Annotated in this window: 12 protein-coding genes; 2 read left to right on the top strand and 10 right to left on the bottom strand. The window is 72.6% G+C overall.

All coding sequences use genetic code 11. The annotated features are described in order from the left end of the window. Positions 1-358: 358 nt before the first annotated feature. From H181DRAFT_RS28045 to H181DRAFT_RS28000, 10 genes are all read right to left on the bottom strand, one after another. Positions 359-2,011 carry an NADH-quinone oxidoreductase subunit N gene (locus H181DRAFT_RS28045; RefSeq protein ID WP_045867263.1) on the bottom strand — a complete coding sequence of 551 codons (1,653 nt, stop codon included), beginning with the start codon at positions 2,009-2,011 and terminating at the stop codon, positions 359-361. Next, entirely contained in the window at positions 2,008-3,771 is a 1,764-nt protein-coding gene (locus tag H181DRAFT_RS28040; protein WP_074468088.1) for a complex I subunit 4 family protein, read from the bottom strand. Before H181DRAFT_RS28040 ends, H181DRAFT_RS28045 begins: the two co-directional genes overlap by 4 nt. A gap of 2 nt (positions 3,772-3,773) precedes the next feature. Beyond that, entirely contained in the window at positions 3,774-5,804 is a 2,031-nt protein-coding gene (locus tag H181DRAFT_RS28035; RefSeq protein WP_045867262.1) for an NADH-quinone oxidoreductase subunit 5 family protein, read from the bottom strand. Further along, a complete protein-coding gene (gene nuoK, locus H181DRAFT_RS28030) occupies positions 5,801-6,211 on the bottom strand; it encodes an NADH-quinone oxidoreductase subunit NuoK (RefSeq protein ID WP_045867261.1) in 411 nt (136 codons plus the stop codon). The genes H181DRAFT_RS28035 and nuoK overlap by 4 nt, the downstream gene beginning before the upstream one ends. After that, on the bottom strand, positions 6,211-6,855 hold the full coding sequence (locus H181DRAFT_RS28025) for an NADH-quinone oxidoreductase subunit J family protein (protein WP_045867260.1): 645 nt from the start codon (positions 6,853-6,855) through the stop codon (positions 6,211-6,213). Before H181DRAFT_RS28025 ends, nuoK begins: the two co-directional genes overlap by 1 nt. Beyond that, positions 6,852-7,496, bottom strand: a complete 645-nt coding sequence (locus tag H181DRAFT_RS28020) for a NuoI/complex I 23 kDa subunit family protein (protein WP_045867259.1) — start codon at positions 7,494-7,496, stop codon at positions 6,852-6,854. The genes H181DRAFT_RS28025 and H181DRAFT_RS28020 overlap by 4 nt, the downstream gene beginning before the upstream one ends. After that, positions 7,496-8,458, bottom strand: a complete 963-nt coding sequence (locus H181DRAFT_RS28015) for a complex I subunit 1/NuoH family protein (protein WP_045867258.1) — start codon at positions 8,456-8,458, stop codon at positions 7,496-7,498. Before H181DRAFT_RS28015 ends, H181DRAFT_RS28020 begins: the two co-directional genes overlap by 1 nt. Next, positions 8,455-9,582, bottom strand: coding sequence for an NADH-quinone oxidoreductase subunit C (locus H181DRAFT_RS28010; protein WP_045867265.1), 1,128 nt, complete (start codon positions 9,580-9,582; stop codon positions 8,455-8,457). The genes H181DRAFT_RS28015 and H181DRAFT_RS28010 overlap by 4 nt, the downstream gene beginning before the upstream one ends. Before the next feature lie 110 nt (positions 9,583-9,692). After that, complete coding sequence (locus tag H181DRAFT_RS28005; protein WP_045867257.1) at positions 9,693-10,301, bottom strand: NADH-quinone oxidoreductase subunit B; 609 nt, start codon at positions 10,299-10,301, stop codon at positions 9,693-9,695. After that, on the bottom strand, positions 10,292-10,663 hold the full coding sequence (locus H181DRAFT_RS28000) for an NADH-quinone oxidoreductase subunit A (RefSeq protein ID WP_045867256.1): 372 nt from the start codon (positions 10,661-10,663) through the stop codon (positions 10,292-10,294). The genes H181DRAFT_RS28005 and H181DRAFT_RS28000 overlap by 10 nt, the downstream gene beginning before the upstream one ends. Positions 10,664-11,014: 351 nt before the next feature. On the opposite strand from H181DRAFT_RS28000, the gene H181DRAFT_RS27995 reads away from it, so the two are divergent. Then, positions 11,015-11,842, top strand: a complete 828-nt coding sequence (locus H181DRAFT_RS27995) for a serine protease (RefSeq protein WP_254666996.1) — start codon at positions 11,015-11,017, stop codon at positions 11,840-11,842. A gap of 229 nt (positions 11,843-12,071) precedes the next feature. Continuing rightward, on the top strand, positions 12,072-13,264 hold a 1,193-nt coding region (locus tag H181DRAFT_RS27990; RefSeq protein ID WP_045867255.1), incomplete at its 3' end, for a sensor histidine kinase.

Raw genomic sequence — 13,264 nt, 5'->3', positions numbered from 1 at the left:
CTCGACCACACAGCGGGCCAGACGCAGCCGTCCGGTCTCGGTCAACGGTGCGTTACGGTGCGGCATGAGGGCCTTCCTGGTCGCCAGGTGTGCGGTTTCGTCGCTACACACCAGGCCAGAAGGCCCTCACCCATTTCAAGATCACCTACCGGTGATCACCGTCACCAACCTCCATGGACAGAACACCTAGGGCGTGTCTCAAAGTAGCGTCGTCCGGCCGTAGGCCGGGGGACGCGGCGTCTGGTGCGTGCGATCGCAAGGCGGAGGGAGGAGAGCGCAGCGGGCTGCGCCGACGACCGACAACGCAGCCAGCGTGCGTGCCAGGCACCGCGGCCCAGACGGGACGTTGAGACACGCCCTAGCGGAGTCCGCCCGCCGCGAAGGTGAGCACGAGGTCGGGGTCGAGGGAGAGGACGATCCCGGCGGCCGCCGTCAGGGCGATGCCCGCGGAGAGCGGGGCGGCGATCCTCGGACGCTGCTGAGGCTCGGCTCCGCCGGCTCCTGCCGCCGCGGGCTTCGCGGCGCCCTCGGCGGGCTCGGCGGGCTCGGCGGCACCCACGGCGACGGGCGCCGCGCCGCGGAATGCGAGCGCGGTCCAGCGCAGGTAGTAGTAGAGCGCGATCACGACGTTCACGGCCATGATCACGGCGAGCCAGCCCAGCCCGTTCTCGACGGCCGTGGAGAAGACCGCGACCTTCGCGAAGAGGCCGATGACGCCGGGCGGCAGCCCGGCGAGGCAGAGCAGGAAGAAGCCGAGAGCGAGCGCGGCGAGCGGGTGGGAGGCGTAGAGGCCGCGGTAGTCCTGGAGGCGGTTGGCCCTGCCGGCGCGGCCGATGTGGGCGACGACGGCGAAGGCGCCGAGGTTCACGGCCGCGTACATCAGCAGGTAGGCGACGGTGGCGCCGGCGGAGGACAGCGCCCGCTCGGGGTGCGTACCGGCCTCGGGCGCGGCGGCGGCGAGCGGCACGAGCAGGTAGCCGGCCTGCCCGACGGAGGACCAGGCCAGGAGGCGTACCGCACCGTGTGCCCGGTCGGGGCGCTGGCGCAGTGCGGCCGCGTTGCCGGCGGTCATCGTCACCGCCGCGAGCACGGCGAGGGCGGGGCCCCAGATCTCGCCGCGGGACGCGAACGCCTGGACGACCAGCAGGACGAGCCCCGAGAGGCCGGCGGTCTTCCCGACGACGGAGAGGAACGCGGCCACCGGCACGGGCGCCCCGACGTACGTGTCCGGGACCCAGAAGTGGAAGGGGACGACGGACGCCTTGAACGCGAACCCGACCATCGTGAGGGCCAGTCCGGCGGAGCCGAGGGGGTTCAGCTGCGGGTCGGTGTTGGTGAGCCCGTCGCTGATCCCCTGGAAGTGGAGAGTGCCGGTGACGGCGTAGAGGAAGCTCGCCCCGAGCAGGGTCACCGCGGTGGCGGTGACCGAGGAGAGGAAGAACTTCAGGGCGGCCTCCGCCGACCCCCTGTTGCCCAGGCGCAGTCCGACGAGCGCGAACGAGGGCAGTGAGGCGACCTCGAGGGCGATGACGAGGGTGACGAGGTCGCGCGACGCCGGGACGAGCGCGGCTCCCGCGGTCGCGGACAGCAGCAGGAACCAGTACTCCCCGGCGGGCAGCTTCAGGTCCCGTACCGCCGGCATGGAGATGAGGACGGTGACGAAGCCAGCCGCGAGGACGAGGAACTGGAGTACGAGCGCGAGGGTGTCCGCGGAGTAGCTGCACTCCTGGAGGCCGTCGGGCAGGCAGAAGGTCGCGGTGTTCCGGGTGCGCAGGAAGAGCAGCGGGACGGCGGCCAGCAGCAGTGCCGCCCCGGAGAGGGGGCCGAGAATCCGCTTGCGGTGCTCCGGCAGGAAGAGGTCGGCGACGAGGACGGCCAGCCCGGCGACGGCCACCGCCGTCGGGGGTGCGATGGCGAGCCAGTCGACGGACTGGGCGGCGGGGCCGGCGGGCGCCGTGAGTGCTCCGTCGGCCGCCGGTGCGTGAACGTGGACGTCGGTCGTGGCGCTCATCGGGTCACTCCAGGCAGGAGGTTCTGCACGGCGGGGTCGGTGAGCCCGATCAGGAGGGCGGGCCAGAGTCCGGCCGCGACCGTGAGCAGTACGAGGGGTGCCCACGCGGCGTACTCGTAGCTGTGGACGTCGGGGAGGCGCACCGTCGCCGGGTCCGCCGCTCCGGCCGCGCCGGATCCGGTCTCCTGGTGGCCCAGTTCGGCACGCTCGCGGCCGCCGCCCGCGTGCCGCGGGGCGTCCTGCGGGTCGCCCATGCAGACGCGGCGTACGACGACGAGCATGTAGGCGGCGGTCAGCAGGGTGCCGAAGGCGGCGACGGCCGTGAAGGTGAGGAAAGCGGGGCGGCTGAGTCCGTCCGCGGGGTCGAACGCGCCGAGCAGGGCGAGCATCTCGCCCCAGAAGCCCGCGAGTCCGGGCAGTCCCAGCGAGGCCACGGCGGCGAACGCCAGCAGTCCGCCGAAGCGGGGCGCGCTGCCGTACAGAGCGCCGCCGCTCTCACCCGAAAGGGTGTCGAGGTCCGTGGTGCCCGCGCGTTCCTTGAGCGCGCCGACGAGGAAGAACAGCAGCCCCGTGATGAGCCCGTGGGCGATGTTCGCGAACAGCGCGCCGTTGACACCCGAGGGCGTCATGGAGGCGATGCCGAGCAGCACGAAGCCCATGTGGCCGACGGAGGAGTAGGCGATGAGGCGCTTGAGGTCGCCCTTCGCGCCTCTGCGGGCCAGGGAGAGGCAGGCCAGCGAGCCGTAGACGATGCCGGCCACGGCGAAGGCCGCCAGGTAGGGCGCGAAGACCTGCATCCCCTCCGGCGCGGCGGGCAGCAGGATGCGGACGAACCCGTAGGTCCCCATCTTCAGCAGGACGCCCGCCAGCAGTACGGAGCCGACGGTGGGCGCCGCGGTGTGGGCGTCGGGCAGCCAGCTGTGCAGCGGCCACATGGGGGTCTTCACGGCGAGCCCGGCGCCGATCGCCAGCACGGCGACGATCTGCGTGGTGCGGCTGAGTCCGGCGTGGTCGCCGCCCGCGAGCGCGACCATGTCGAACGTGCCGGCCTTCAGTCCGACGAGGAGCAGGCCCAGCAGCATCACGACGGAGCCGAGCAGCGTGTACAGGATGAACTTCCAGGCCGCGCGGGCCCGTTCGCGGGCTTCCCCGCCGCCCCAGCGGGCGATGAGGAAGTACATCGGGACGAGCACCGTCTCGAAGGCCAGGAAGAACAGCACGAGGTCGAGCGTCGCGAAGGTGGCGAGCATGCCCGTCTCCAGGAGGAGCAGCAGCGCGACGAACGCCTGCGGGCTGCCGCCCTGGTGCGCGGGCCCGGCCGGGGTTGCTCCGTCGGGCCGGGCGCCTGCGGAGGCGGCCTCGCCGGATCCGGCGGCTGCCGGTACGCGGTCCGCGGAGGTGTGAGCCCCGTAGCTGTAGAGCGCGCACAGGAAGGTGAGCAGCGCCGTCAGCACGACCAGCGGCAGGGAGATGCCGTCCACCCCGAGGTGGAAGCGGATGCCCAGGGAGGGGATCCAGCCGGCGTCCGACTCCGCCTGCACGGTGCCGGCGCGGCCGGTGTCGAAGCCGAGAGCGAGCACGACGGACAGGGCGAGTACGGCACCGGTGACGGTCACGCCGTGGCGGAGCACGGCCTGACCGGGGTCGCGGCCCCGCAGCCCGGGCGGGGCCGGCAGCAGCGCCGCCACCGAGCCTGCCAGCGGGAGGAGCAGCACGCCGACGAGGAGCACCTGCATGACTGTGTTGCTGACGGAGATCACGGTCAGGCTCCCGGGGATCCGGCGGCGACGAGGACGGCGGCCACCGCGAGCACCAGCGACCCCACGAGCAGCGCGCCGAGGTAGGTCTGGGTGTTGCCCGTCTGCGTACGGCGGACGAGCGAGCCGAGGAGCCGGGGCCCGAGGCCCGCGCCGCGCACGTAGGTGTCGATCACTTCGCGGTCGATGAAGCGGACGAGCCGGGCGGCCGCCCGCGTGGGACGCACGAACAGGGCCGCGTACGCGGCGTCGAGGCGGAAGCCGTGGGCGGCGGGGTCGTGCAGCGGCCCGAGCAGCAGCCGGGAGGGGTCGGCCGGGTCGGGCGCGGAGGCGATGTCCCCGTAGGCGGGTTCGTGGGTGGCGATGGCCTCGGCCTCGGAGAGGGCGGCGTCTCCCCGCGGGTGCGCGGCGACGGCGCCCATGGGCGTGCGCGGGGCGGCGTGCGCGGTGGTCTGCCGCCACGCGCCGTAGGTCACGAGGACGCCGACGAGCGCGACACCCGTCGCCAGTACGGAGGTCGCGAGGGACGGGGCCAGGGAGCCGCCGCCGAACCACTCCGGCAGGACGCCGTAGGCGAGTCCCAGCGCGAGGGACGGGAGGGCGAGCACCCACAGCACGACGTTCATGACGGCCGGCTCCCGGCGGTGCTCCTCCGCCGGGACGGGCGGGCCCTCGCCGCGGAAAGCCAGCAGCCACAGCCGGGCCGCGTAGGCGGCGGTGAGGAGCGCCCCGAGCATCCCGGCCGCGAGGACGATCCAGCCCGCCGCGGGTGTCATGCCGGCGGCGGCGTCGCCGAAGGCGGCGTGCTCGGCGGCGGCGAGCACCGCCTCCTTGGAGAAGAAGCCGCTGAAGGGCGGGATCGCCGCCAGGGCCAGCAGGCCGATCGTCATCGTCCAGTAGGCGTCCGGGGCGATCTTGCTCAGCCCGCCCATCCGGGACATGGCGGCGAGGGAGTTCGTACCGGCGGCGTGGATGAGGACGCCGGCCGCGAGGAAGAGCAGGGCCTTGAACGCGCCGTGCACCAGCAGGTGGAAGACGGCCGCGCCGCGGTCGGCGACGGCCAGCGCGCCCGCCATGTAGGCGAGTTGGCCGATCGTGGAGTACGCGAGCACGCGTTTGACGTCGTCCTGCGCGAGCGCGGAGAGGCCCGACCCGACGATCGTGACCGCCGCCAGGACGGCCAGTACGACCATCGCGGCGGCCGACGCGGCGAACACCGGCAGCAGACGGGCGATGAAGTACACGCCGGCGGCGACCATCGTCGCTGCGTGGATCAGCGCGGAGACGGGTGTGGGGCCGGCCATCGCGTCCGGGAGCCAGGTGTGCAGCGGGAACTGCGCGGACTTGCCGGCGACTCCGGCGAGCAGCAGCAGGGCGATGACCGTGGGGTGCGCGAGTTCGAACTCGGCGAGCTGCGACCCGAGACGGCTGGTGATCCCGCTGATCCGGAAGGTGCCCGCCTCGGTGGCGAGGGCGAGGATGCCGATCAGGAAGGGCACGTCGCCGAGCTTGGTGACGAGGAACGCCTTGAGGGAGGCGTCGCGGGCGGCCCGCGTCTCCCAGTAGTGGCCCACCAGGAAGTACGAGCAGATGCCCATGACCTCCCAGCCGACGAGCAGCACGATCAGGTCGTCCGCGTAGACGACGAGCAGCATCGCGGCGGTGAACAGGGAGACGAACGAGGCGTAGCTCGCGTAGCGCGGGTCGTCCCGGAGGTAGCCGGTGGAGTACAGCTGGACGCAGGTGGCGACGGCGCCGACGAGTACGGCGACGAGGGCGGCGAACCCGTCGACGTTCAGGGCGAGTTGGATCGGCAGGGACTCGTCGCCCGTCGGGGTGAGCTCCGCGGCGGCCCGCAGCGGCTCGCCGCCTCCCTGGCGTACGGCGACGAGGACGGCCAGGACCGCGGAGACGAGCGTGGGCAGCACGGCGAGCGGCTGGGCGAACCCGGGGGCGCGGCGCCCGGTGAGCAGGCCCGCGACGGCGCCGAGGAACGGCAGCAGGGGGACGAGGGCGGCCAGGGTCGTGGTGCTCACGAGGTCTGCCTCCCGCTGTCGGTGGTGGCCTGCACGCCTGCCCCCTCCTCGGGTCCGTCCGCACCGGACGCGGCGCCGGTGCCCGCGTCCGGGCCGGTGTCCGTCTCGCGGAGGTCTCTGAGCCGGTCGATCTCGGAGCTGCCGCGCGTGCGGTACACGAGGAGCACGATGGCCAGGCCGATGCCGATCTCGGCGGCGGCGACGGCGATGGTGAAGAGGGCGAGCGCCTGCCCGGTGTGCAGCCGCTCCCGCAGCCAGACGTCGAAGGCGACGAGGTTGAGGTTGACGGCGTTGAGCATCAGCTCGACGGACATCAGCACGAGGATCGCGTTGCGCCGGGCGAGTACGCCGTACAGGCCGACGCAGAACAGCAGAGCCGCGAGTACGGCGGGGTAGGCGAGATGCATCAGCCTTGCGCCTCCCCGTCCCGGCCCGTCCGGCCGTGCCCGCTCGTACCGCCGCCGTGCCCTTCGCCCGGGCGCGCCGCCTTCCCCTTGCGGGAGAGGACTATCGCGCCCACGAGCGCGGCGAGCAACAGCACCGACAGCGCTTCGAACGGAAGGACCCAGCCGCGGAAGAGCGCCTCGCCGGTGACACGCGTCGAACCCCTGCCGGAGGTGCCGAGGTCGATCCAGGTGGTGCGGAAGGCGTCGACGACCAGCGTGACGAGGGTGGCGGCGGAGACGAGAGCGGCGGCGAAGGCGACCGGGCGGTTGCCGGAATCGGCGTCCGGCGACGGCCCTATCGGCGCCTTGGTGAGCATCAGCCCGAACAGCAGCAGGACGACGACCGAGCCCACGTAGATCAGCACCTGTACCCAGGCGATGAACTCGGCCGTCAGCAGCAGGTATTCGACGGCGACACCGCCCAGCGCGGCCACCAGCCACAGGGCCGCGTGGACGAGCTGCTTCGTGGTGACGGTGACGACGGCCGCGCCGAGGGTCGCCAGACCGACCAGCACGAAGACGATCTCCACCCCCGTCGGAGAGAGAAAACCGGGATGGGCGGCCGCTTCGGCCACGGCGCCGTGGCCGGCTTCGGTCAGGGTCACGCGTCGCCCTCTCCTTCGGCGCGGCCGGGCCGCTCAGCCGGCGGTGGCGGCGGCGAGTCGGAAGTCGGCGGCGGGGACGCGGACGGGGGCCCTCCGGAGGGCCGCTGCCCCTCTCCGGCCTCCTTGGCCGCGAGCTTCTCGGCGGACTTGCGGGCGGCGGCCAGCTCCTTGGGCTCCTCCGCGGCCGCGTCGAGCGCGGGCGGCTCCGGCACGGTCCACATCCACTCCCGGAGCGTGTCGCGCTCGTGCGTCAGGTCGCGGATGTCGGTCTCCGCGTACTCGAACTCCGGCGACCAGAACAGCGCGTCGAAGGGGCACACCTCGATGCAGATGCCGCAGTACATGCAGAGGGCGAAGTCGATGGCGAACCGGTCCAGCACGTTGCGGCTGCGCTCGCGGCCCCCCGGGGCCGCGGCCGGCATCGTCTCCTTGTGGGAGTCGATGTAGATGCACCAGTCCGGGCACTCGCGCGCGCACAGCATGCAGACCGTGCAGTTCTCCTCGAAGAGGCCGATCACCCCGCGGCTGCGCGGCGGCAGCTCCGGCTGCACGTCCGGATAGTGCGCGGTGACCGAGCGGCGGGTCATCGTGCGCAAGGTGACGGCTAGGCCCTTGGCGAGTCCGGCTCCGGGCACTGCCATTACTGGATCACCACCTTGACGACGCCGGTGAGGGCGATCTGGAGGAGGGCGAGCGGAACGAGCACGGTCCAGGCCACGCGCTGGATCTGGTCCTCGCGCAGCCGCGGGTAGCTGACGCGCAGCCAGATGACGACGAAGGCGAGGACGGCCGTCTTCAGCAGCGTCCACACCCACCCCAGCGTGTCCGCGAACGGCCCGTGCCAGCCGCCCAGGAAGAGCACCGCGGTCAGCGCGGAGAGCACGACGATGCCCGCGTACTCGGCGAGCAGGAAGAGAGCGAAACGCAGCCCGGTGTACTCGGTGTAGGCACCGAAGATGATCTCGGAGTCGGCCACGGGGGCGTCGAAGGGCGGACGCTGAAGCTCCGCGAGGCCCGCGGTGAAGAACACCAGCCCGCCGACGATCTGCCAGGGCAGCCACCACCACTGCCACGCGTCCAGGATGCCCGGCAGGGACAGCGTGCCCGCGGCCATGGCGACCGAGGCCGCCGCGAGCAGCATCGGCAGCTCGTAGGCCATCAGCTGGGCGGCGGTGCGCAGGCCGCCCAGCAGCGAGAACTTGTTGGCCGACGCCCAGCCGCCCATGAGCGACCCGAGTACGCCGACGCCCATCACGGCGAGGACGAAGAAGACTCCGGCGTCCACCACCTGTCCGACCAGGTCGCCGTCCCCGACCGGGATGACGATCAGTACGACGAGGTAGGGCAGCAGCGCGACGGCCGGCGCCAGCTGGAAGACCCTGCGGTCGGCGCCGCTGGGGACGATGTCCTCCTTCTGCGCGAACTTCACACCGTCGGCCACGAGTTGGGCCCAGCCGTGGAAGCCTCCCGCGTACATCGGGCCCACCCTGCCCTGCATGTGGGCCATCGCCTTGTGCTCCGCCTGCCCCACGAGCAGGGGGAGGACGAGGAAGGCGAGCAGGACCGCGAGGAGCCGCCACAGGACGTCGAGCGCATCCATCAGGAACCGCCCTCCGTCCGGCCGCCGGTGCCCTCGCCGGGCCTCTTCTCACCGGGCCCGGGCCCGTTTTCGCCGCTCGTCCCGCCGGACTCGCCGGACTCGCCGCGCTGCGGGGCGTCTCCGGCGTCCCGCTCGTCTCCGCCGTCGCGCTCCTCGCCGCCGAAGGCGGGACGCGCGTCGTGCCACGGCGCCTCGGACGCGGACCCGGCGGGCCGCGGCCCGGCAGCAGGACGGCCCTCCGCGCGCGGTCCCTCCCGCGACTGGCGCTCCTGCTCACCGGCCCGTTCGGCCGCCTGCTCCCCGGCGCGGGCCTGCGACTCCGCGGCCTTCCCGGCCTCCGGCCCGGGCTGCCGGGGCTCCCGCTCCCGCGGGGAGCCCTGCTCGGGACCCTGCTCCGCAGACTCCGGTGCACCGCCCGCCTTGCCGCGCTGGCTGGCCGAGCCGGCACTCGCGGAGCGGCTGCGCCGTACGGGACGGTCCTCCGCGCCGCGCCCCGGTGCCGCACGGCCGGACGCCGCGCCGCCCGCGCGTCCGCGGGCCGGCCGCGACGGCACGGGCGGCAACTGGCCCTTGAGCGGCCCCCATTCGTTCGGGTCGGGCACTCCCGGCGGCAGCATCTGGCGGCGCTTGGGGCCGCCGTGCTCGGACTCGCCGGGTTCCTTCGCGCCCGGCCATGCCTTCGCCACGCGTGCGGCGAGGACGAAGTCCTTGCGCAGGGGATGCCCTTCGAAAGCCTCGGGGAGGAGCAGCGGTGTGAGGCCGGGGTGGCCGGTGAACTCCACGCCGAACATCTCGTGCGTCTCCCGTTCGTGCCACGCGGCACCCGCGTAGACGGGCGTCGCGGTCGGGAGCACGGGCGCCTCGTGCGGGACCGCCGTGCGCAGCAGCAGCCGCTGCACGTACAGGCCGTGCACGGCGGGCAGCAGCACCACGTGCGCGCAGACGCGGAAGCCGGTGCCGGGTTCGTCGACGGCGCTCAGCCAGTCGAAGTAGCGGCAGCCCAGCCGGTCGCGAGCCGTTTCGAGAGCGGAGATCCAGGAGCCGGGGGGCACGTCGACGGTCAGCACGCCGTATGCCTCCTCGGCGTGCGCGCCCTCGCCGAAGAGCGTCACCGCGTCGCGCGGCAGCCAGCCGACCGGGGCGTCCGCGGGCTCGGGGGCGGGCCCCTCCGCGGGCTGCGCGCCGGAAGCGGCGGGCGGCCCGGCCGGCCCGGTCTCGTCGGGCTTCTCGGAATCCGTCACCGGCCGCCCTCCTGTGGCCGCCCGGGCCCGGGCGGCTCGACCAGTCCGCTGGTGAGCGCGGCGGCCGACGGACGGCCGCGTCCGCCGCCTGCGTACCGCTCCGCCGTCGACTCCCGCGCGATCTTCTCCTGGAGCTTCAGTACGCCCTGCAGCAGCGCCTCCGGGCGCGGTGGGCAGCCCGGCACGTACACGTCGACGGGGACGATCTGGTCGACGCCCTTGGTCACCGAGTACGAATCCCAGTACGGGCCGCCGCAGTTGGAGCAGGCGCCGAAGGAGATCACGTACTTCGGCTCGGGCATCTGCTCGTACAGCCGCTTCACCGCGGGCGCCATCTTGTCCGTCACCGTCCCGGAGACGACCATCAGGTCCGCCTGCCGCGGCCCCGGCGCGAACGGGATGACGCCGAGGCGGATGAAGTCGTGCCGGGCCATCGAGGCCGCGATGAACTCGATGGCGCAGCAGGCGAGTCCGAAGTTGAAGACCCACAGGCTGTACCGGCGGCCCCAGTTGAGGATCACCTTCATCGGCTCGGGTGCGAGCCGGGCCAGCGGGCCGAGGCGGCGGGGCTCGGGGAGGTCGGTCGTCGTACGTGTCACGTCCATTCCAGGACGCCCTTCTTCCATGCGTAGAGCAGGCCGACGGTGAGGAAGCCGAGGAAGACGAACATCTCCACGAGCGTGACGCCGCCGAAACCGGGTTCCGCGAAGACCGTCGCCCAGGGGAAGAGGAAGACCGAATCGACGGCGAAGATCACATACAGGAACGCGTAGACGTAGTAGCGGATCTGCGTGTGCGCCCAGCCTTCGCCGACGGGGTCGACCCCGCATTCGTAGGTGAGGAGTTTCTCTCGCGTCGGCACCACGGGCCGCAGCAGCCGTCCGGCGCCGAAGGCAACGGCGACGAAGAGCACTCCGACCACCGCGACCAGCCCGACGACCGAATAGCCGTGGAAGTAGTCCGGCACGTCTGCCCGTCCTCACTCTCTCGCTGGTGGAAGTGCTCGGTCCCGGACGGGGCGCGGGGAGACGCGCCGCCGCCGTTCGGTACGCAGGGGAGTCTAGGGCGTAACGCCGGACTTTCACCGGGCAGGACCTGTGACCGGAAAGCATGCCGTGTGTGCCCCTTTATGGGCCCCTTGCCGCCGGAAACCGCCTCTTGCCATGACCGCACGTACCGGCAGAGAATCGCAAAGCGTCTATCGGGACCTTGACCAATTCCCGGATAACCGCCGGAACTTGGGATCTTGCAGGATGTCATCTCCTCGCGGGTGTCATGGCCCTGACCAGGCGCAAACCCCCCACCGAGAGGAAGAACCGTGGAGAAGAACCGCAAGGTGCTCGTGAGAATCATCGCCGGTGCCGCCGTCGGGCTCACCGCCCTGGGCATGACCGCCGCCGGCAACGCCATGGCCGGCACGGACGACGTCAAGGCCTCGCACTCCGCCACGGCGAAGAAGGACGGCCCCAGCACGAAGATCGTCGGCGGAACCCCGGCCGAGCAGGGCGAGTTCCCCTGGATGGTCCGCCTGTCCATGGGCTGCGGCGGCGCGCTGTTCGAGAAGGACGTCGTCCTGACCGCCGCGCACTGCGTGGACGGCAGCGGCGACGACACCAGCATCACCGCCACCGGCGGCGTCGTGGACCTCGACGACTCCAACAAGGTCGAGGTCAAGTCCACCAAGGTCCTGCAGGCCCCCGGCTACAACGGCACGGGCAAGGACTGGGCGCTGATCAAGCTCGAGAAGCCGATCGACCAGCCCACCCTTCCGATAGCCGAGGACCCGGCCCTCAACGAGGGTGACCTCACCGTCGCCGGCTGGGGCGCCGACAAGGAGGGCGGCGAGCAGCAGCAGAAGCTGCTCAAGGTCACCGTTCCGTTCATCGACGACGCGACCTGCAAGAAGGCCTACGGCGAGCTCGTCGAGGGCGAAGAGCTGTGCGCCGGCGTCGACGAGGGCGGCCTCGACAGCTGCCAGGGCGACTCCGGTGGCCCGCTCTTCCGCAAGGACGAGGCCGGCGAGTTCGTCCAGGTCGGCATCGTCAGCTGGGGCGAGGGCTGTGCCCGTCCCGGCAAGCCCGGTGTCTACACCGAGGTGAGCAACTTCGCCGCGGACATCAAGAAGGCTGCCGGCGAGCTCGGCTGACGCCTGAAGGTTCTCACCGCGGAGCCCGCACGTCCCTGCGTGGACGTGCGGGCTCCGCCGTTTCCGCCCCGGCCCGCCCTGTCCGCGCCTGTCCGCGCCTGTCCGCCGCGGTCGGGCACCGCCGGCGGGAACGGCCGGGAACGCACCGGGACGGAGGTGGGGTTAGCCCCACCGCGTTCCCCCGCCGCACCCCATGGCGCCACCCCCCTGCGCGGTGCAGTCTTGGCGCATGACCGCGAGCGCGTACCGCCCCGGCCGCCAGGAGCAGCCGCACGGAGGGGACCCCGACCAGCACGGCGACCGCCTGCCGCCGCCCCGCGCGGTGGCGCTCGGCGGGCAGACGTGGCGGGAGATCGCGCATCTGCTGAGCGACCTTCCCGTCGGCATCGTGAGCTTCACCTACATCTCCGTCTGCATCTACGCCAGTGCGGCGCTCTCCGTCACCGTGATCGGCCTGCCGCTGCTCGCCTTCACGCTGCTCGGCTGCCGTCAGCTCGGACGGTTCGAACGGGCGCGGGCACGGTGGCTGCTGCGCCTGCGCATCGACGAGCCGAGCAGCGTGCGGCCGCGCCAGCCGGGATTCCTGTCCTGGGTGTGGGCCCAGTTGAAGGACTCGGTTGCCTGGCGGCACGCCCTCTACCTCCTGCTGCGGCTGCCCTGGGGGTGGCTGACCTTCACCGTGACGCTGCCCGCCCTCTTCGTCGCCTGGCCCGTGCTGCCGTGGCTCGCGCGGGGGCTGACGAACGTGGACCGGGCGCTCGTACGCACCCTGCTCTCGCCCTCCGACGAACTGGAGCGGCGCATCGAGGAGCTGGAGTCGGACCGTGGTTCGGTGGCCGACACCGCCGCGGCCGACCTGCGCCGCATCGAACGCGACCTCCACGACGGCGCACAAGCACGCCTCGTCACCCTCGCCATGGACCTCGGCCTCGCAAAAGAGAAACTCCTCGAAGACCCCGAAACCGCCGCCAAAATGGTCGACGAAGCACACGGCGAAGTGAAACTCGCCCTCCAGGAACTACGCGACCTCGCCCGCGGCATCCACCCCGCCATCCTCACCGACCGCGGACTCGACCCCGCCCTCTCCGCACTCGCCGCACGCTGCACCGCCGACGTCACCGTCACCGTCGACCTCCCCCGACGCCCCGCCCAAGCCATCGAAGGCATCACCTACTTCACCGTCTCCGAACTCCTCCAGAACATCACCAAACACTCCCGCGCCACCACCGCACGCATCGACGTCTGGCACACCCCCGACCGCCTCCTCCTCCAAGTCACCGACAACGGACAAGGCGGCGCCCACACCCACACCGGCACCGGCCTCGCCGGACTCACCGAACGACTCGACGCCGTCGACGGCCTCCTCCTCATCGACTCCCCCACCGGCGGCCCCACCACCATCACCGCCGAACTCCCCTGGCG

The organism is Streptomyces sp. WMMB 714, from assembly GCF_900090125.1.
GTDB lineage: Bacteria > Actinomycetota > Actinomycetes > Streptomycetales > Streptomycetaceae > Streptomyces > Streptomyces daqingensis.
Note: the sequence above shows the minus strand (reverse complement) of the source record. Positions and strands in the feature narration are given on the sequence as shown.

What these genes read in the sequence shown, in the direction of transcription:
- nuoK (WP_045867261.1), bottom strand. Translation starts at nt 6,211, where the DNA reads ATGCATCTCGCCTACCCCGCCGTACTCGCGGCTCTGCTGTTCTGCGTC.
- H181DRAFT_RS28020 (WP_045867259.1), bottom strand. Translation starts at nt 7,496, where the DNA reads ATGGCAGTGCCCGGAGCCGGACTCGCCAAGGGCCTAGCCGTCACCTTG.
- H181DRAFT_RS28005 (WP_045867257.1), bottom strand. Translation starts at nt 10,301, where the DNA reads ATGGACGTGACACGTACGACGACCGACCTCCCCGAGCCCCGCCGCCTC.
- H181DRAFT_RS28045 (WP_045867263.1), bottom strand. Translation starts at nt 2,011, where the DNA reads ATGAGCGCCACGACCGACGTCCACGTTCACGCACCGGCGGCCGACGGA.